Genomic DNA, 19549 nt, shown 5'->3' on the forward strand with positions numbered 1-19549 from the left:
GCTGGTGCGCGGCGGCAACTCCTACGCGTTCCACCGTCCCGTCCGCCCGGACGACGTCATCACCGCGACCTGGCGGATCAGCGACATCACCGAGCTGCGCGTCCGGGCCGACGCCGAGCATCAGCACGTCGAACGACGGGACGGGGCCGTGGTCCTCGGGACGGGCGGCCGCGCGCAGCTCGGCGGCGTACCGCTCGGCGGCGGCCTCCACGTCGTCGCCGTCCGGGCCGTCCGAGGCCGGCATCGGATGCACCCGCGCCGGGTCGAGGTCCACATGGTCCAGCAGCGCCGCGCGGGCGCCCGTCTCGTTGCGCTCGGGGTCGCCGGACGGCAGGAACCGCTCGTCGCCCCACCACACGTCCAGCCGGCGCCAGTCGATGGCGTCGCGGGCGCCCGTCGCGGCCAGCGCCGCCAGCACCGCCGTGCCGACGCCGCCGCCGGTCAGCACCACCGACGCCGAGCCGCGCGCGGCCTGCACGTCCACGATCCGCGTCACCAGCCGCGCCGCCGCCGCCTTGGCCAGCAGGTCCTGGTCGCGATGGACCAGGACCGCCGGGGGCGTCACGCGTCCCCCGACGACTTGCCGCGCGACGACCTCTTCCCGCCGGACGGCTTCGCCGCGGACGAGGCCGGGGCGTCGGGCAGGCCCTCCTTCTCGGCCTCCTTCGCCGCCTTCTTCGTCGTGGCCGCCTCCCGCGTGCCCGACAGCGGCTCGCTGGCGACGCCCTCGTCCGACGTCCCGCCCGCGAGGTCCTTGGCGAAGCGGGCCGCCGCCTCCCGGTAGACCTCGTCGGGGTCGAGCCGCCGCAGCTCCTCGGCGAGCAGCTCCGACATCGGGCGGCGCATCAGCGCCACCTGCCGGTCGGGCTGGCCGGGGCGGCACAGCGTCGCGACCCGGCCGTCCGGCCGGTCGATCACGATGTCGCCGCCGGTCGTCGTCAGCCGGACGCCGGTGATGCCGGGCCCCTCGGACACCGTGCGCTCCACCGCGACGCCGAGCCGGATCGACAGCCACGCCGCCAGCAGCTCCGCGCTCGGGCTGTCCGGCTCGGCCATCACCTCGCCGGAGATGATCTCGTCGTGGTCCTGGTCGAGCGAGGCGGCCAGCAGCGACCGCCACGACGTCAGCCGGGTCCAGGTGAAGTCGGTGTCGCCCGGGCTGTAGTTCCCGGCCAGCTGTGCGAGGGTGCCGAGCCGGTCGCGGGCCGCGTAGGCGTCGGTGATCCGCCGCGTCGCGAGCTTGCCGAGCCCGCTCTTGGACGGCGACTTCGGCACCTTGCCGCCCGGCCACCAGATCACCACCGGCGTGTCGGGCATCAGCAGCGGCACCACCACCGAGTCGGCGTGCTCGGCGAGCGGCCCGTACATCCGCAGCAGCACCGTCTCGCCCGGGCCGGTCTCGCCCATCCGGATCTCGGCGTCCAGCCGCGAGGAGTTCCCGCGCGGGTCGCGGGAGATCACCGTCAGCACCCGGCAGGGATGCTCGCGGGCCGCCTCCGTCGCCGCGCGGACCGCGTCGTACTGCGCCGACTCGTCCGTCACGATGATCAGCGTCAGCACCATGCCGACCGCCGGGCCGCCCATCAGGTGCCGCGACTGGGTCAGCGCGTCCTGGATCTGGCGCGTCGTGGTGCCGGTGAGGTCGATGTTCATCAGAGCCTCCTCCAGGCGCGGCCGTCGCGCGCCATCAGCTCGTCGGCGCTGTCGGGCCCGTAGCCGCCCGACGGGTACTGGTCGAGGCCGGCGCGGCTCGCCCAGTACTCCTCGATCGGGTCGAGGATCCGCCAGGACAGCTCGACCTCCTCCTGCCGCGGGAACAGCGGCGGGTCGCCGATCAGCACGTCCAGCAGCAGCCGCTCGTAGGCCTCGGGGGACGCCTCCGTGAACGACTCGCCGTAGGCGAAGTCCATGTTCACGTCGCGGATCTCCATCGAGGTGCCGGGCACCTTCGAGCCGAACCGGACCGTGATGCCCTCGTCCGGCTGCACCCGCATCACCAGAGCGTTCTGCCCGAGCTCCTCGGTGTCGGTGTGCGAGAACGGCAGGTGCGGCGCCTGCTGGAACACCATCGCCACCTCCGTCACCCGGCGGCTGAGCCGCTTGCCGGTGCGCAGGTAGAACGGGACGCCCGCCCAGCGGCGGTTGTCGATGTCCAGCTTGACCGCCGCGTAGGTCTCGGTGCGCGAGTCGGCCGGGATGCCGTCCTCCTCCAGGTACCCCTTGACGCTCACGCCGCCCTGCCAGCCCGCCGCGTACTGGCCGCGCGCGGTCGAGGTCGTCAGGTCGCCCGGTACCCGTACCGACGACAGGACCTTGGCCTTCTCCGCGCGGACGGCCTCGGCGCTGAAGGAGGTCGGCTCCTCCATCGCCGTCAGCGCCAGCAGTTGCAGCAGGTGGTTCTGGATGACGTCGCGGGCCGCGCCGATGCCGTCGTAGTAGCCGGCCCGGCCGCCGATGCCGATGTCCTCGGCCATCGTGATCTGGACGTGGTCGACGTACGAGCGGTTCCAGATCGGCTCGAACATGGAGTTCGCGAACCGCAACGCCAGGATGTTCTGCACCGTCTCCTTGCCGAGGTAGTGGTCGATCCGGAAGATCGACTCCTCGGGGAAGACGCGGTGCACCGTGTCGTTCAGCTCCAGCGCCGTCTTCAGGTCCCGGCCGAACGGCTTCTCGATCACCACCCGGCGCCAGGCGCCGTCCCTGCGGTCGGCCAGCCCGCTGCGCTGCAGCTGCTCGACCACCTGAGGGAAGAACTTCGGCGGAATCGACAGGTAGAACGCATAGTTGCCGCCGGTGCCGCGGCTCTCGTCCAGCTCCTTGACCGCCATCGACAGCGCGTCGAACGCGCCCGGGTCGCCGAACTCGCCGGGGACGAAGTGCATGCCCTCCGACAGGTGCGTCCACACGTCCTCGCGGAACGGGGTCCGCGCGTGCGCCTTCACCGACTCGTAGGCGATCTGCCGGAAGTCCTCGTTCTCCCAGTCGCGGCGGGCGAAACCGACCAGCGAGAAGCCCGGCGGCAGCAGCCCCCGGTTCGCCAGGTCGTAGATCGCCGGGAGCAGCTTCTTGCGCGACAGGTCCCCGGTGACCCCGAACAGCACGAGCACGCACGGCCCGGCCACCCGCGGCAGGCGCTTGTCGCGCGGGTCCCGGAGCGGATTGGCTGCGTCGGTCACGTTGCGGCCCCCTCTTCTCGCACCTTGACTACCCTCACTTCTACTCGCATCCGATCAGACCACGCATCCTGTGTGTCGACCCCGTGTACTGACAGTCTCGCCCCTCCCGGGCGCGCCGTCGCCGTTCCCGGGTCGCCGGAGAGCCGCGGCCGCGCCCCGTCGTCCTACCCGCCTCTGGCCGAGTCGAGCAGCCGGGCGAGGCCCGCCCACCGGTTCTGCAGGTGCAGCCGGACGACCGGGCGGCCGTCCGAGCGCGCCGCCCGCGCGTCGCCGAGCGCCCGCGCGAGCTGGAGCACGCCGAGCCGGTGGTGCCGGCCGGGGACCGGGACGTCGCGGTCGGCGTTCCCGGTCACCTGGAGGTATACGCCCGTATCGGGTCGATCATTCCCGCCCGCCGGGCGCCGGGCGCCCCAGCCGACGGTCACCGGGCGGCGGCAGCGGGCGGCCAGCAGCGCCGCCAGCCGGCGGACCTGCGCGCCCTGCCCGGCGGCCTCGTCCGGGTCTAGGTAGGCGACCAGCGCCAGATGCTCGTCCGGGCCGACCGCCGCGGCCAGCGCCGCGAGCACCGCGCCCAGGTCGGGCGCCCCGGCGAGCGCCGGGTCGGTGGTGTGCACCTCGACGGACCGGCCCGGATCGCCGTCGGACAGCACCGGGTCGCCCGCCCCGTCGTCCAGCGTCACCGGCGCGGCCCGGCCGGGCGGCGCCATGGGGTCCCGGTCCAGCAGGTAGGCGGCGACGGCGGCGGCGTACTCCCAGACGACGAGCTGCCCGGCCGCCGGGCCGGAGACGGTCGCGTCGTCCTGGTGCGGCCGGCCGTCCAGTGTCAGCAGGAACAGGTCGTCGCCGGGCGCGACCGGCAGCCCGCCGCCCTGCACCACCGGCACGATCCGGCCGCCGGCCGCCTCGTCCAGCAGCAGCGCCGCCCAGTCCGCGAGGCCCGGCAGCGCCGCGGAGTAGCCGCCCAGCACGACCGTGCGGCGCCCGGCCCGCGCCGCCCCGCCGAGGATCGCGCCCAGCACCAGGCCGGGGTTGTTCTCCGGACGGGTGAGCGCCGGCAGCACCCGGGCCGCCTCGTCCAGCAGGGGCGACAGGTCGGCGCCGGCCAGGGCGGCCGGCACCAGCGCGTAGGGGGACAGGGCGCCGAACGCGGTCGGCGCGGGCGCCTCGACCACCGGATGCCCGGCCTCCGCCGCCAGCTTCGCCGCGCCGGACCCCGGCGCGGCCACCGTCACGACCCGCCGCGCGATCTCGGCGGGGGACAGGCCGAGGTCGGCGAGCATCCCCAGGAACACCCGCCGGAGCGCGTCGGTGCCGGGATCGTCGCCGGTGACCACGACCGCCGTCCGGCCGAGCCGTTCGGGATCGTCGCCGATGCGCAGCACCGGGCCGGGCTCCGGGCCGTCCAGGACGGTCAGCGGCGGCGCGCCGGCGCCTGCGGGCCGCCTCGCGGCGCCGGGCCCACTGGCGCGGGCGAGAAGCTCGGCCGCGCGCGCCGGAGCGCCCCGCCCCAGCAGCGCCACCTCGGTCAGCCCGGCCGCGCGGGCGTCCGCCACCAGCTCTCCGGCACGGTCCAAAGCGGCCCGCCCGGGCCCCGGCTGGCCGGGCCAGCACAGCGGCCGCCCGTCCACCGCCGCCGTCGCCGCCGAGGGCCACAGCGCCGGATCCTCCGAGGCGAGACGCGCCGGCACCTGGTCGATCCACAGGCGCCCCAGCACCCGCTCGGCGGCCTCCCTGACCGGCCCGCGCGCGGTGATGGCCGTCTCCCCCGAGACGACGGCGGTGAAGCTCACGACCGGGGTCCCGCCCCCGCCACCGCTCGAACGGCCTCGATCAGCCGGCCCGCGCCCTCGACCGGGTTGCGCAGGTGCAGGCGCACCACCGGCAGCCGCCGCTGCCGCAGCGCCCGGACCTCGCCCAGCGCCCGCGCCAGCTGCAGCTTCGCCAGCCCGTACGGCCGTCCCGGCACCGGATGCGCCGCCAGCGCGTCGCCCGGCGCAGGATCGCCCGTGATCACCAGGAACGCGCCGTTGCCCGGCCCGTCCTTGTGGATCGGGCCGGTGGCGTGCGGGTACGCCGGGCCCGGCCCGTACACGACCGGCCGCCCGGCGGCGCGCGACAGCGACGGCGCCAGGTAGCGGCCCGAGAAGTCGCCCGACAGGTACGTCAGCACCGACAGGTAGCCGTCGGCGGGCACCGAGGCGATCAGCCCGCCCAGCACCGTCCCGAGGTCGGCGCCCGACGGCCACGCGAAGTCGGCGTGCACCTCGATGTCGTCCTCGACGTACACCGGCCGCCCGGTGGGCAGCGGCCCGGCACCCGCCGAGCGCAGCAGCGTCGCCGCGTCGTCCTCCGCCTCCTGGACGGCCGCGCTGCCCGCCTCGAACGGGTTCACGCCGAGCAGCCACCCGGCCACGGCCGTCGCGTACTCCCAAAGCACGAACTGCGCGCCGAGCGGCGCCCACACTGAGGTGTCGGCCTCCTCCTGCGCCGCCGACCGCGGGTTGATCGAGATGCCGTGCAGGTCGGGGAAGCCGCCCTTGCCGCCGGGCGGCTCCAGCGCGAGCACCCCGCGGCCCCGCTTGCCGGTGCCGACCGCGAGCAGCTGCGAGATCCAGGCGCTGAGCGCGCCGGACCCGCCGGGCTCGCGCAGCACCACCTTGTCGCGGGTGACGCCCCCCGGCCCCTGCTGGGCGCAGCCGCCGAGGACCGCGCCGAGCAGCAGCCCGGGGTTGTCCTCGTCCTTGGACAGCGACGGCACCAGCGACGCCGCCTCCTCCAGCAGCCGCCCCGCGTCGGCGCCCGCCAGCACCGCCGGGACCAGCCCGTACGCCGACAGCGCGCCGTAATGGCCCGGCAGGTACGGGTCGGTGAGCCCGATCCGGTACCCGCACTGGCGGGCGAAGTCGTGCAGCGGGCTGCCGTGGTCGGTGATCACCAGGAAGCGGCCCGCGATCTCGCGCTCCGACAGGCCGCGCTCGCGGAACGCGCCCGCGAAGATCCGCCGGTAGGCGTCGCCTTCCAGCGACACGCCCGCCTTGCTCGCCAGCACGACCAGCGTCCGGTCGAGCCGCTCCAGCGCGAACGCCAGCGCGGCGGTGTCGCTGCCGTCCAGCACCGTCAGCCCGCCGCCGGGGCCGGCCGGGGCGCCGCCCCCGCCGGCGAGGGCGGGCGCGTGCGCCTCCACGATCGCCTGGGCGGCGAGGCTCTCCGCGCCCACCCCGATCAGCACGATGTGGTCCAGGCCGGAGTAGCGCGCCTCGGCGACCAGCCCGTCCACCTGCTTCAGCAGCCCGCGCGAGGCGAACGGCAGGTCCAGCCAGCCCAGCCTGCTGTGGTCGACCGCGCGCCGCCCCCACAGCCGCGGGTCCTTCGCGGCCAGCGCGCCCGGGACGCCGCAGCCGACGAGGTAGTCCCTCGCCTGCAGCGCCGAGTCGAGCACGTCGCCGCGCGTCAGTACGTCGAATCCGGACACGCTTTCCCTCCTGCCCCCTATCGTTTCAGGAGAGAAAGGGCATCCGCGACCATCTCCATCGATCTTCTGCCTCCGGTTGCCGAACCGGACGCGGAAGAGTAGCCGTGCTCCTCGATCAGCCGTGCTCCTGGATCAGCCGTACTCCTCGGTCAGCTCAGCGCCTCGATCAGCTGCGCGAGACCCTCGGCGCGGTCGCGCAGGTGCAGCCGGAACGCCGGGAGGCCGAGCGAGCGCAGCACCCGCTGGTCCCCGAACGCCTGCGCCAGCTGCAGCTCGCCGAGCGTGAAGGGCCGTCCGGGCACCGGGACGTCGGTCGTCACCGCGCCCGTGACCTGCAAGAACATGCCGTTGCGCGGCCCGCCCTTGTGGTACTGGCCCGTCGCGTGCAGGTACCGCGGCCCCCAGCCGAACGTGACCGGCACCGGATTCCTGCGCAGCCCGGCGCCGCGGGCCGCCAGCAGCGGCCGCAGCCCGGCCGCCGCCGCCTCCCCGGAGCGGTCCAGGTAGGCCAGGACGGCGAGGTAGCCGCCGTCCGGGACGTCCTCCAGGAACGTCTCCAGCGCCTCTCCCAGCGTCTTCGCGCCGCGCAGCGCCTCCTCCGGCGCGTGCACCTCCACGGCGTCCGACACCAGCGCCGGCGGGCGCCGCACCACCGTCGGGGCCGCGCCCTCCTCCGAGCGCAGCAGCGCCGCCGTGCTGTCGCGCGACTCGCCGGTGTCCGGCTCGGCGAACGGGTCGACGCCGATCACCCGGGCGGCCACCGCCACCGCGTAGTCCCACAGCAGGAACTGCGCGCCGAGCGGGCCCGCCACGCTCACCCCCGCCTCGCGGCCCGGCCCGGGCTCGTCCGGGCGGCGTCCCAGGATCACCCGGCGCACGTCGCCGGTCAGGTCGAAACCGGGGGAGTCCACGCTCTCCACGACGACCGGCAGCAGCCCCCGGCCGTCCTTGCCGAGAGCGCCCGCCACCAGCTGCTCCGCCCAGGCGGGGAAGCCGTGCAGCCCCGAGCCGTGGTCGGCGAGGACGAGCTTGTCGCGGCCGCCGAGCGCCGACGAGGCGAGCGCGGCGCCGAGCGCCAGCGCCGGGTTGTCGTAGGGCTGGCGCAGCGCGCCCGCGAGCCGGTCCGCCTCGTCCAGCAGGGCCGGGACGTCCGTGCCCGCGAGCACGGCGGGCACCAGGGCGCGCACGCCGAGCGCGCCGAAGCGGCCGTCGACGTCGGTCTCGGCCTCCACGAAATGGTGGCCGACGTCGCGGGCGGCGCGCTCCGCCTCCGACCCGGGTTCGTCCACCAGGACGAACCGGCGGGCCAGCTCCGCGCGGCTCAGCCCCGCCTCGGAGAACGCCCGCCCGAAGACGCGGCGCAGCGACCGCGCCTCGACGTCGTCGCCCACGACGACCACCACCGTGCGCCCGAGGTCGCCCGACAGGACCCCGGACACCTCGTGCGGGTCCGTCGTGTCCAGGACGACCAGCTCGGCGTCCGGCCCGGTGCGGGCCGCGGTCCGGTGGACCGCCTCGGCGGCGATCGCCGGGCCGCCCGCCCCCGCGACCACGATCCGGTCCAGGCCCGCGCCGCGGAACTCCTCCGCCGGCCCGGCGAGCCGGGCCGGCAGGGACAGCGAGGTCCCGGGCAGGCCCAGCCAGCCCAGCCGGCGGGCGGCCAGCGGGGCCGCGTCCGGCCCCCACAGCTTGGCGTTGCGGGACGCCAGCGAACTCGGCACGCCGTCGGAGGCGAGACGGTCCAGGACCGTCTCGCTCTCGCCGACGACGGCGCCGCGGATGGTGACCGAGATCCCCCCGGCGGTCACCACCGACGTCACGCGCTCTTGTCCTTCAGCTCGCCGTCGATGGAGCCGAGCAGCTCCTTCCAGGACGCCTCGAACTTCTCGACGCCCTCCTCCTCCAGGACCCGCACGACGTCGTCGTAGTCGACCCCCACGTCCTTCAGCGCCGCCATGTGCGCGCGGGCGTCGTCATAGGCGCCCCGGACGGTGTCGCCGCGCAGCCGGCCGTGGTCGGCCTCCGCCTCCAGCGTCGCCTCCGGCATCGTGTTCACGGTGCCCGGCGCCACCAGCTCGTCCACGTACAGCGTGTCGGCGAGGTTCGGGTCCTTCACGCCGGTCGAGGCCCACAGCGGACGCTGCGGGCGGGCGCCCGCGTCCTTCAGCGCCTTCCAGCGGTCCGTGCCGAACTTCTCCTCGTACAGCGCGTACGCCAGCCGCGCGTTCGCCAGCCCCGCCTTGGACCGCAGCTTCTTGGCGTCCTCCGACCCGATCTTGTCGAGCCGCTTGTCGATCTCGGTGTCGACCCGGCTCACGAAGAACGACGCCACCGACGCGATCGTCGGCAGGTCGTGCCCGTTCGCGCGGGCCTTCTCCAGGCCCTCGAAGAACGCGTCGATCACCTTGCCGTAGCGCTCCAGCGAGAAGATCAGCGTCACGTTCACACTGATGCCCTCGGCCAGCGCCGCGGTGATCGCGGGCAGGCCCTCCTCGGTCGCCGGGATCTTGATGAACAGGTTGGGCCGGTCCACCATCCACCACAGCGCGCGCGCCTCGGCGACCGTCTTCTCGGTGTCGCGGGCCAGCCGCGGGTCCACCTCGATCGACACGCGGCCGTCCAGGCCGTCGGTCCGGTCGTAGACCGGGCGCAGCACGTCGCAGCCCCAGCGGATGTCGTAGGTGGTGATCGCCCGGGACGCCTCCTCGACGTCCACGCCGCGCACCGCCAGGTCGCGCACCTGGTCGTCGTAGGCGCTGCCCTTGCTCAGCGCCTTGGCGAAGATCGTCGGGTTGGAGGTGACGCCGACGACGTGCTTGTCCTTGACCAGCTGCTCCAGGTTCCCGCTGCGCAGCCGCTCCCGGCTGATGTCGTCCAGCCAGATCGACACGCCCTCGTCCGAGAGCGCCTTCAGGATGTCACTCATCGCTTTCTCCTCGTCGTCGAGTTCCGCGGGGGGTCGGCCGCGCCGGGCCCCCGGCCCGCCGGGGCGGTCGCCGGGGGCGCGGCGGCCGCTAGTTCCCGGTGGTGCTGCCCCGGCCGGCGTCCTTGACGCCGGCCTTGATCAGGCTCGCCTTCGCCGCCGCGACGACCCGCTCGGCGGTGATGCCGAACTGCTCGAACAGCGTCTTGTAGTCGGCGGACGCGCCGAAGTGCTCCAGCGACACCGACGAGCCGGCGTCGCCGACGTAGGTCCGCCAGCCGAGCGCCACGCCGGCCTCCACCGACACGCGCGCCCGCACCCCGGGCGGCAGGACCTCCTGCTTGTAGGCGTCGGGCTGCTCCTCGAACCACTCGACGCACGGCATCGACACCACGCGGGTCGGGGTGCCCTGGGACTGGAGCGTCTCCCGCGCCTCCAGCGCCAGCTGCACCTCGCTGCCCGTGGCGATCAGGATCACCTCGGGCTGCCCGCCCTCGGCGTCGGCCAGCACGTAGCCGCCCTTGGCGGCGCCCTCGGCGGACGCGATCGCGCCGTCGCGCTCCAGCGTCGGCAGCTTCTGCCGGGTCAGCGCGAGGCCCGCCGGGCGGTCGGTGTGCTCCAGGACGGTCCGCCACGCGACCGCGGTCTCGTTGGCGTCCGCCGGGCGGACGACGTCCAGCCCCGGGATCGCCCGCAGCGCCCACAGGTGCTCGACCGGCTGGTGCGTCGGGCCGTCCTCGCCGAGGCCGATGGAGTCGTGCGTCCACACGTAGGTGACCGGCAGCTTCATCAGCGCCGCGAGCCGGACCGCCGGCCGCATGTAGTCGCTGAAGATCAGGAACGTGCCCGCGTAGGGCCGGGTGCCGCCGTGCAGCGCGATCCCGTTGCAGATCGCGCCCATCGCGTGCTCGCGGACGCCGAAGTGCAGCGTGCGGCCGTACCGGTCGCCCGGGAACTCCTTGGTCTGGAACTCCTCGGGGATGAAGGACGGCTCGCCCTTCATCGTGGTGTTGTTGCTCTCCGCGAGGTCGGCCGACCCGCCCCACAGCTCCGGCAGCACCGGCGCCAGCGCGGTCAGCACGTCGCCGGACGCGGCGCGCGTCGCGACGTCCTTGCCCGCCGGGAACTCCGGCAGCTTCTCCTCCCAGCCCGCGGGCAGGTGCCGGGCGCTGATCCGGTCGTACTCGGCGGCGCGCTCGGGGTTCGCCGACCGCCACGCCTGGAACGCCTTCTCCCACTCGGCGTGCAGCGCGCGGCCCCGGTCCGAGACCTCGCGGGCGTGCGCCAGCACGTCGTCCGGGACGATGAACGACTCGGCCGGGTCCAGGCCGAGGATCCGCTTGGTCGCGGCGATCTCCTCGGCGCCCATCGCGGAGCCGTGGATCTTGCCGGTGTTCTTCTTGTTCGGCGCCGGCCAGCCGATGATCGTGCGCAGCGCGATGAACGACGGCCGGGCGGTCTCCGCCTTGGCCGCCTCGAACGCCGCCGCCAGCGCGGCCACGTTCTCCTCGTAGTCGCCGTTCACGGTCCAGTCGACGTGGTGGACGTCCCAGCCGTACGCCTCGTAGCGGGCCCGCACGTCCTCCGACAGCGCGATCGCGGTGTCGTCCTCGATCGAGATGTGGTTGTCGTCGTACAGCAGGACGAGGTTGCCGAGCCGCTGGTGGGCCGCCAGGGCGCTCGCCTCGTGGCTGATGCCCTCCTCGATGTCGCCGTCGGACGCGAACGCCCAGATGGTGTGGTCGAAGGGGGACTCGCCCGCCGGGGCGTCCGGGTCGAACAGGCCGCGCTCGCGGCGGGCCGCCATCGCCATCCCGACCGCGTTCGCGATGCCCTGCCCCAGCGGGCCCGTGGTCGTCTCGACGCCCGCGGTGTGCCCGTGCTCGGGATGGCCGGGGGTGAGGCTGCCCCACTTGCGCAGCGACTTGAGGTCCGCCAGCGTCAGCGGGTAGCCCGAAAGGTAGAGCTGAATGTAAAGGGTCAGGCTGGAGTGCCCGCAGGACAGGACGAACCTGTCCCGGCCGGCCCACTCGGGGTCCGTCGGGTCGTGCCGAAGGAACCGCTGGAACAGAAGGTAGGCGGCGGGCGCGAGGCTCATCGCCGTCCCGGGGTGGCCGGAGCCCGCCTCCTCGACCGCGTCCATGGCGAGGGCGCGGATGACGTCCACCGCCCGCTTGTCCAGGTCGGACCATTCAAACGTGCTGCTGTCCCTGCTCACGGAACGCCAGGCTCCTCTCGAACCGCTGTCGTACAGAGTTCATTAGCGATGTGCCGCCGCGCGGCATGACCGGCACCCGTGCCGCGGCCCCCTGTTGCCGCAACGTCCGGCGGCGCCGTCCGTCTTCCCTGGGGCCCCCTTGCGGCCACCTGCCGTGGCCTCGCGAAGATCATGCCGCGCCCTTGGCGAGCCTATCGCGCGGGCGGGCCGCCGCAGGCGAGAGCGAGAACACGACGAAACGGCGCCGCCGCCCGCGCCAGGTCCGCGCCGCTCCCTGCACCCTTGCCCGATCGGTTCCGGGACTAACCCCCCGCACGGGTGATACCGAGGGGGGAACGGGTTTCCGCCCCCCGCGCCGGGGGACGGCCTCCCGGATGGGCTTTCGGCGGCCTCGGGAACGCCCTCCAGAACGGCCTGCGGAACGCGCTTCGCCAGGGGGACCGGCGCGTCCGGTGCCCCGGTGCACGCCCCCGGCAGGGGTCGGACTACAGTGATGGCGCGGCCGACGACGACGGCCGCCGTGCAGGACCAAGCAGGATCACCAAGCCGAAGTTGCACTCGACCGAGGCCGGCCCGGAAGCGGGGGCGCCGCCGAGGTGGTACGCGATTTCTTCATGCCTAGTTGGACGTGGACCCGATTGTGACGGTGCTCAGTAACAAGCGCGGGGTCGAGCTCGACGAGCCGGTGCCGCTCGACGGGCGTGCGCCGGGGGCGCCCGCCGCGCCGGAGCCGGTGGCCGAGACCGCCCGCCGGTCGATCGGCGCCAGCGTGCGCGCCTACGTGGCGCTCACCAAGCCGCGCGTGATCGAGCTGCTCTTGATCACCACGATCCCGGTGATGTTCCTCGCCCAGCGCGGCGTGCCGCCGCTGTCGACGGTACTGCTGACCTTCTCCTTCGGGGCCATGTCGGCCGGGGCCGCGAACGCGATCAACTGCTACATCGACCGCGACATCGACGTCAAGATGCGCCGCACCCGGCGCCGCCCGCTGGCCCGCGCGCAGGTCACCCCGGCCCGCGCGCTGGTGTTCGGGATCACCCTCGCCCTGGTGTCCACGGCCGGGTTCTTCGTCACCGTCAACCCGCTGTCGGCCGCCGGGTCGCTGTTCGCGATCCTGTTCTACGTCTTCGTGTACTCGCTGCTGCTCAAGCGGCGGACGTCGCAGAACGTCGTGTGGGGCGGCATCGCCGGCTGCATGCCGGTCCTGATCGGCTGGACGGCGATCACCAACGGCCTGGACTGGACGCCGTTCGTGCTGTTCGGCGTCGTGTTCCTGTGGACGCCGCCGCACACCTGGACGCTGGCGATGCGCTACCGCGAGGACTACGCGGTCGCCAAGGTGCCGATGCTGCCCGTCGTCGCGACCGAGCGCCGCGTCATCACCGAGAGCCTCGTCTACACCTACGCCACCGTCGCGTGCTCGCTGGCGCTGTGGCCCGTCGCCGGGATGGGCCCGGTGTACGGGGCCGTCGCGGTCGTCCTCGGCCTGGTCTTCCTCGCCGAGGGGCACCGGCTGCTCAAGGCCGTCCGCGCCGGCGTGACCGGCGTGCACCTGCGGCCGATGCGGTTCTTCCACCTGTCGAACGTGTACCTGGCGCTGCTGTTCACCGCCGTCGCGGTGGACCCGCTGCTGCACTGACGCCCGCACGGCCCCTCGCGGGACCGGCCCGCGACGCCGCGCCCCGCGAGGACCTGCGCCGACCCGTTACGCTCACGTCATGGCGCGTGTGGACCCCAAGGCCGTGCTCGAAGGCCGGATCCCCGGCCGGCCCCCGGTCGGCCTCATCGTCGGGCTGACCGTCTCGTCGCTGTGCGTGGTGCTCGCGCTCGCCGCCGACGTCCTGTCCGGCGGCGCCGGGTTCTGGGTCGGGGTCGTGCTGGCGATCCTGCCGATCCCGGCGCTGGTGGCGCTCGCCCTCACCCTCGACCGGCTGGAACCCGAACCGCCGCGCGCCCTGATCTTCGCGTTCATGTGGGGCGCGGGCGTCGCCGTCCTCGGCGCGCTGGTGCTGAACACCCTCGGCCTGCTGTACGTCACCGTCCCGATCTTCGGCGAGACCAAGGGGCACTTCGTCAGCGCCACCTTCGGCGCCCCCGTCATCGAGGAGTCGCTGAAGGGCGCCGTGCTGTTCGGCATGCTGTGGTTCCGCCGCAACGAGATCGACGGCTTCGCCGACGGCATCATCTACGCCGCCATGGTCGGCCTCGGCTTCGCGATGATGGAGAACATCACCTACTACATGCGGGCGTTCGAGGACGGCGGCGCCCAGCAGCTGCAGACGGTGTTCATCCTGCGCGGCCTGATCGCGCCGCTCAGCCACCCGCTGTTCACCTCGATGACCGGCCTCGGCGTCGCCTACGCCGCCACCCACCGGCGCGGCCAGATCGCCGCCCCCGTCCTCGGGCTGCTCGGCGCGATGATCCTGCACGGCCTGTGGAACGGCGCCACGACCTTCGGGCTCGGCGGCCTCGGCATCGTGTACCTCCTCGACTTCTGCGTCCTGGTCACGCTGATCGTCATCGTCGCCGTCGAGCGGCGGCACACCGTCCGGCGGATCGAGGCGTACCTGCCGATGTACGCCGGCACCGGCCTGGTGACCCCGCAGGACGTGCGGATGCTGCGGTCCATCCCGTCGCGGCGGGCCGCGCGCCGCTGGGCCAGGTCCGTCGGCGGCCCGCCCGCCGCCCGCGCGATGGTCGACTACCAGCTCGCCGCCACCGAGCTCGCGCTCCTGCACAAGCGCGCCGACCGCGGCAACGCCGAGCCGCACTGGTTCGCGGCCCGCCGCGACTCCCTCCTGGAGCTGATGTCGCTGGCGAGGCAGGCGTTCCTGCGGACCCCGCCGCGCGGCGGCGGTTCCGTCGCGGGAGCGCCGCCGTGGGCGCCGCAGGGCCCGTCCGGGTTCCTGCCGCCGCCCCCGCCCGGCCCGTACACGCGGTAACCGGGGGGTGCGTCGGGGGCACGGGAGGGCGGCCATACGATTGACGCGTGGCTGAGCGAATGTCGTCGACGAACCCGCTGATCCGTGCCCGGGACGCCGTGTGGCACCCCACCCCCGGGTCGGTGCGGCTGCTGGCGCTGCTCGGCGTCGTCGGCAACGTGGTGATCGTGGTCAGCGGCGGCCTGGTCCGGCTCACCGAGTCGGGGCTCGGCTGCCCGGAGTGGCCGCGCTGCTCGGGCGACAGCCTCGTCCCCACCCGCAATGCCGACCACCACGCGTTCAACATGGCGGTCGAGTTCGGCAACCGGCTGATCACCTTCGTCGTGCTGGCGATCGGCGTGCTGGTGTTCGTCGCCGCGCTGCGCCTCGTCCCGCGCCGCCGCGACCTGGTCTGGTGGTCGCTCGCCCAGCCGATGAGCGTCGTCGCGCAGGCCGTCATCGGCGGCATCGTCGTGCTCACCGACCTGAACCCGGCCGCGGTGTCGGCGCACTTCCTCGTCTCGCCGGCGCTGCTGGTGTTCTGCGTGGCGCTGTGGGTGCGCGCCGGCGAGGGCGACGCCCCCGCCCGGCCCCTCGCCGGGCCCTGGACGCGCCGCCTCGGCGCGCTGCTGCTGGCCGCCTCCGCGGCCGTGCTCGTCGCGGGCACCGTGGTCACCGGCACCGGCCCGCACGCCGGGGACGCCTCGTCCCGCCGCTACGGCTTCAACATCCAGGACGTGGCACGCATCCACGGCGAGCTGGCGTGGGTCACCATCGCGTTCACGATCGCCGTCACCATCGCGCTGTACCGCACCGGCGGCCCCGCGGCCGCCAAGCGCCGCGCGTGGGAGCTGATCGCGCTGATCGTCGCGCAGGGCGCCGTCGGCTACACCCAGTACTTCCTGGGCGTCCCCGCCGGGCTGGTGCTGCTGCACATGCTCGGCGCGGTGCTGATGTGGATCGCGGCGTTCCGGCTGTTCTTCGCGCTCCGCGACCGCGGCCCGATGCCGGAGGCGCGGCCGCGCGCGGTGCCCGCCCGTCCCACCGAGGCCCCTCAGCCCGCCTGAGCCCAGCCGCTCACCGCGCGCCCTCGTCCTTGCGGAGGAAGGCGCGCAGGCGCTCCAGCGGCCAGGTGTTGATGACGTCGTCGGGCGTGAGCCATCCCCGCTGGGCGGTGCCGATCCCGTAGCGGATGTTGCGGTGGTGCCCGAGCGAGTGCGCGTCTGTGTCGACGGAGAACCGCACCCCGAACCGCTTCGCGCGGCGGATCAGGTCGGCGGGCAGGTCGAGCCGGTCGGGGAACGAGTCGATCTCCATCGCCGTGCCCGTGCGGGCGGCGGCCCGGAACACCTCGTCCCAGTCGGCGTCCACCGGCGGGCGGCGGCCGATGCTGCGCGCCGTCGGATGGCCGATCACGTGCACGTGCGGGTTCTCGCAGGCGCGGACGAGCCGCCGCGTCATCTCCGCCTCGTCCTGGGTGAAGTGCGAGTGGACGGACGCCACGCAGATGTCGAAGCCCGCGAGGAAGCCGGCGTCCCAGTCGACGCCGCCGTCCGGGTCGATGTTCAGCTCGGTGCCGTGCAGCAGGACCAGGCCGGGGTACCGCTTCTGGAGCTCGCGGACCCGCTCGCGCTGGGCGAGCATCTTCTCGTCGGTCATCCGCTGCATGAACAGGTTCGGCGCGTGGTCGGTGATCGCGTAGTACTCCAGCCCCCGGTCCGCGGCGGCGGCGACCATGTCCTCCAGGGAGGCGATGCCGTCGGTGAGGTCGGTGTGGCTGTGCAGGTCGCCCCGCAGGTCCTCGACGGTGACCAGGCGGGGCAGCTCGTCCTTCAGCGCCGCCTCGATCTCCCCGGTGTCCTCGCGCAGCGCCGGATGGATCCACGGCAGGCCGAGCCGCTCGTAGACCTCGTCCTCGGTCCGGGACACGATCAGGTCGCCGGAGTCGGCGTCGAACAGCCCGTACTCCGACAGCTTCAGCCCCGCCTTCACCGCGATCTCGCGGGTGCGGATGTTGTGCGCCTGCGAGCCGGTGAAGTACTGGAGCGCCGCGCCCCACGCCTCCGGCGGTACGACGCGCAGGTCGACCTGCAGGCCCCGGTCGGTGCGGATCGAGGTCTTCTTGTCGCCGCCGACGATCACCTCGGCGACGAGCGGCAGCGCGGTGAACGCCTCCATGATCGGGTGCGGGTCGGTGGACGCGGCGAGCACGTCGACGTCGCCGATCGTCTCGCGCATCCGGCGCAGCGAGCCCGCGTGCGCGCACCGCTCGACCTGGGGGAGCGCCGACAGCGCCGCGACGACCTCGTCGGCGACGCCCGCGGCGGCGTCCAGCAGGACGCGCTCGCCGGAGCTGCGCATCAGCTCGATGCCGCGCAGGATGTTGTCCTCGGTCTTGGCGCCGAAGCCCTTCAGCCCGCGCAGCCGGCCCTCCTTGATGGCCTCGGCCAGCTCGTCCACCGACGAGATGCCGAGCTCCTCGTAGACGGCCAGGGCCTTCTTCGGGCCGAGCGTCGGGATCGCGGTGAGCGCGCGGACGCCCGCGGGGATCTGCGTGCGCAGCTCCTCGACCTGCCGGATCGTGCCGGTGGTGGTGTAGTCGAGGACCTTCTTGGCGATCGCCTCGCCGACCGTCGGGATCTTGCGCAGCCCGGCCAGGTCGAGCTCGGAGATGTCGTCGGGGTGGCCCGCGATCGCCCGCGCGGCCTTCTCGTACGCCCGGATCTTGAAGGCGTCGCCGCCGGTGATGGAGAGGAGGTCGGCCAGTTCCTGGATGAGGGCTGCGGCCTCGTCGTTCGCGCGTGCCATAGGGCCGAGTCTATGAGCCGGGTACGACGTTCCCGGAGCCGGCGGGGTCACAGAGCGCAGTCGCCGTCGCGACGCTCCGTGTCGCCCCGCCGTCCCGGCGGCGGATCAGCGCAGCGGCGCGACCGGGCCGTTCGGTTCGCGCATCCGGCCCTCCAGCACCTCCGCGGCGATCGCGGAGACCTGCTCCTCGGGCAACTGCCGGTAGCCGTCCGCGGTGACGGCCGCGATCGTCGGGTAGATGCGCCGGGACAGGTCGGGCCCGCCGGTGGCCGTGTCGTCGTCGGCCGCGTCGTACAGGGCCTGGACGCACACCGTCGCGGCGTCCTCCACCGACAGGTCGGGCCGGTACAGCTTCTTCAGCGCGCCCAGCGCGTAGGGGGAGCCGGAGCCGTCGGCGTGGTAGTCGCGGGCGAGCTGCGGGGCGCCGGTGATGTCGTAGGTGTAGATCCGGGCGTCGTCGGTGTCGGGGTCGTACCCGGCGAACAGCGGGACGACCGCGAGCCCCTGCATGGCCTGGGCGAGGTTGGCCTGGATGACGGCGCCGAGCCGGCGGGCCTTGCCGGGCAGCGACAGCGGGACCGTCTCCATCTTCTCGTAGTGCTCCAGCTCCACCTGGAACAGCCGGACCATCTCCAGCGCGAGCCCGACCGTCCCGGCGAACGCCACCGCGGAGTACTCGTCGGCCCGCTGGACCTTGTCCAGCTCGCGGTAGGCGATCCGGTTGCCCTGCGTGGCGCGGCGGTCCCCGGCCATCATGACGCCGCCCGGGATCGTCAGCGCGAGCACGGTGGTGCCGTGCGGCAGCTCGGGGACGGTCCCGGCGTCCGGCACCCGGTTGACGGGCAGCAGGTCGGGCGAGTGGTGGCGCAGGAAGTCGACGAACGACGCCGGTCCCGCCTCGAAGAACTCCGGCGGCAGTCCCTGGTCATCGGTCCGGCCGGTCACGGCGGCTCCTCTCTGCTGGGTGTGCTGCTCGGGTGGTGCTGGTGCTCCTGCAGTGATCCTTCCACCGATCCTGCCACGCTCGCCCACCCCATGCCCCGTCGCGGCGGGGCCGATTCGCCCGGGACGGCCGTCGGCGGGGAGGCGCCCTCAGACCTCGGGGGCCTCCGGCGGCTCCTTCCGGCTCCGCGTGGCGCCCGCGCAGGCCACGATGACGCAGGCGATCGCGACCCACTGCCGTCCGCTGAGCACCTCGCCGAGCACGACCACGCCCACCAGCGCGGCGACGGCGGGCTCCAGGCTCATCAGGATGCCGAACACCCGGGCGGGCACCCGCCGCAGCGCCTCCAGCTCCAGCGAGTAGGGGATCACCGACGACAGCAGCCCGACGCCGAGCCCGATCAGCAGCAGCCACGGGTCGAACACGGCGCCGCCGCCCGCCGCGATCCCGCCCGGCAGCATGACCAGCGTGCCGATGATGCTGGCGAGGGCGAGGCCGGTCGTGCCCGGGATCCGCCGGCCGGTGGCGGCGGTCAGCAGGATGTAGCACGCCCAGCCGACCGCGGCGACCAGCGCGAACGCGATCCCGGCGAGGTTCACGTGCCCGCCGCCCCGGGCGAGCATCAGCACGCCCGCGCCCGCCAGCACGACCCACAGCAGGTCCCGCGGGCGGCGCGAGCCGACGATCGCGACCGACAGCGGCCCGAGGAACTCGATGGTCACCGCCACCCCGAGCGGGATCCGCGACAGCGACTGGTAGAACGCGAAGTTCATGATCGCCAGTACGAGCCCGTAGCCCGCGGCGAACGCCAGGCTCGTCCAGGAGTGGTCGCGCAGGATCGTCCGCAGCCCCCGGCGGGCGAGGAAGCCCAGCACGAGCGCCGACGCCAGCAGCCGGATCGACACCACCGACGTCGGCGGCAGCCGCTCGAACAGGTGCTTGGCCAGACCCGCGCCGACCTGCACGGACACGATGCCGAGCAGGATCATCGCGGGCGGCGGCACCGAGCCGAGCGACAGCGTGCGGGCACGCCGGGCCGCCCGGCCCGCCGCGCCGTAGGACCCGGGGGCCTCAGCGAGTGCCAA

Annotated in this window: 14 protein-coding genes; 3 read left to right on the forward strand and 11 right to left on the reverse strand. The window is 74.2% G+C overall.

The genetic code is table 11. From position 1 onward, the window contains the following. The 8 genes from pgl to tkt all read right to left on the reverse strand — a co-directional run. Positions 1-565 (reverse strand): 6-phosphogluconolactonase (pgl, locus tag ABT299_RS43505; protein ID WP_500254362.1); only part of this gene is annotated, 565 nt, incomplete at its 3' end. Further along, positions 562-1653 (reverse strand): glucose-6-phosphate dehydrogenase assembly protein OpcA, encoded by a 1092-nt coding sequence (locus tag ABT299_RS43510; RefSeq protein WP_190856360.1) that lies wholly within the window; start codon positions 1651-1653, stop codon positions 562-564. The genes ABT299_RS43510 and pgl, both read right to left, overlap by 4 nt. Then, on the reverse strand, positions 1653-3179 hold the full coding sequence (gene zwf, locus ABT299_RS43515; protein ID WP_387017910.1) for a glucose-6-phosphate dehydrogenase: 1527 nt from the start codon (positions 3177-3179) through the stop codon (positions 1653-1655). The genes ABT299_RS43510 and zwf overlap by 1 nt, the downstream gene beginning before the upstream one ends. 164 nt (positions 3180-3343) lie before the next feature. Further along, complete coding sequence (locus ABT299_RS43520; RefSeq protein ID WP_500254363.1) at positions 3344-4969, reverse strand: glucose-6-phosphate isomerase; 1626 nt, start codon at positions 4967-4969, stop codon at positions 3344-3346. Beyond that, positions 4966-6651 carry a phosphoheptose isomerase gene (locus tag ABT299_RS43525; RefSeq protein ID WP_387017915.1) on the reverse strand — a complete coding sequence of 562 codons (1686 nt, stop codon included), beginning with the start codon at positions 6649-6651 and terminating at the stop codon, positions 4966-4968. The genes ABT299_RS43520 and ABT299_RS43525 overlap by 4 nt, the downstream gene beginning before the upstream one ends. A gap of 149 nt (positions 6652-6800) precedes the next feature. Further along, positions 6801-8471: a glucose-6-phosphate isomerase gene (locus tag ABT299_RS43530; protein WP_500254364.1), complete on the reverse strand. Its 1671-nt coding sequence runs from the start codon at positions 8469-8471 to the stop codon at positions 6801-6803. Beyond that, positions 8468-9577: a transaldolase gene (tal, locus tag ABT299_RS43535; RefSeq protein WP_190856365.1), complete on the reverse strand. Its 1110-nt coding sequence runs from the start codon at positions 9575-9577 to the stop codon at positions 8468-8470. Before tal ends, ABT299_RS43530 begins: the two co-directional genes overlap by 4 nt. Positions 9578-9665: 88 nt before the next feature. Next, complete coding sequence (gene tkt, locus ABT299_RS43540) at positions 9666-11792, reverse strand: transketolase (protein WP_500254365.1); 2127 nt, start codon at positions 11790-11792, stop codon at positions 9666-9668. 640 nt (positions 11793-12432) lie between these two features. Here tkt and ABT299_RS43545 point away from each other — a divergent pair. From ABT299_RS43545 to ABT299_RS43555, 3 genes are all read left to right on the forward strand, one after another. Further along, a complete protein-coding gene (locus tag ABT299_RS43545; RefSeq protein WP_387017922.1) occupies positions 12433-13431 on the forward strand; it encodes a heme o synthase in 999 nt (332 codons plus the stop codon). A 79-nt stretch (positions 13432-13510) separates the two neighbouring features. Beyond that, entirely contained in the window at positions 13511-14734 is a 1224-nt protein-coding gene (locus tag ABT299_RS43550) for a PrsW family intramembrane metalloprotease (protein ID WP_190856368.1), read from the forward strand. Positions 14735-14781: 47 nt separating this feature from the next. After that, on the forward strand, positions 14782-15780 hold the full coding sequence (locus ABT299_RS43555; RefSeq protein ID WP_500254366.1) for a COX15/CtaA family protein: 999 nt from the start codon (positions 14782-14784) through the stop codon (positions 15778-15780). A gap of 10 nt (positions 15781-15790) precedes the next feature. On the opposite strand, the gene polX is transcribed toward ABT299_RS43555, so the two are convergent. The 3 genes from polX to ABT299_RS43570 form a co-directional block, all read right to left on the reverse strand. Continuing rightward, positions 15791-17521, reverse strand: coding sequence for a DNA polymerase/3'-5' exonuclease PolX (gene polX / locus ABT299_RS43560; protein WP_500254367.1), 1731 nt, complete (start codon positions 17519-17521; stop codon positions 15791-15793). A 105-nt stretch (positions 17522-17626) separates the two neighbouring features. After that, a complete protein-coding gene (gene prcB / locus ABT299_RS43565; protein ID WP_190856371.1) occupies positions 17627-18466 on the reverse strand; it encodes a proteasome subunit beta in 840 nt (279 codons plus the stop codon). A gap of 147 nt (positions 18467-18613) precedes the next feature. Beyond that, positions 18614-19549 carry an EamA family transporter gene (locus ABT299_RS43570; protein ID WP_387017933.1) on the reverse strand — a complete coding sequence of 312 codons (936 nt, stop codon included), beginning with the start codon at positions 19547-19549 and terminating at the stop codon, positions 18614-18616.

The organism is Spirillospora sp. NPDC000708 (assembly GCF_040299565.1).
GTDB lineage: Bacteria > Actinomycetota > Actinomycetes > Streptosporangiales > Streptosporangiaceae > Spirillospora.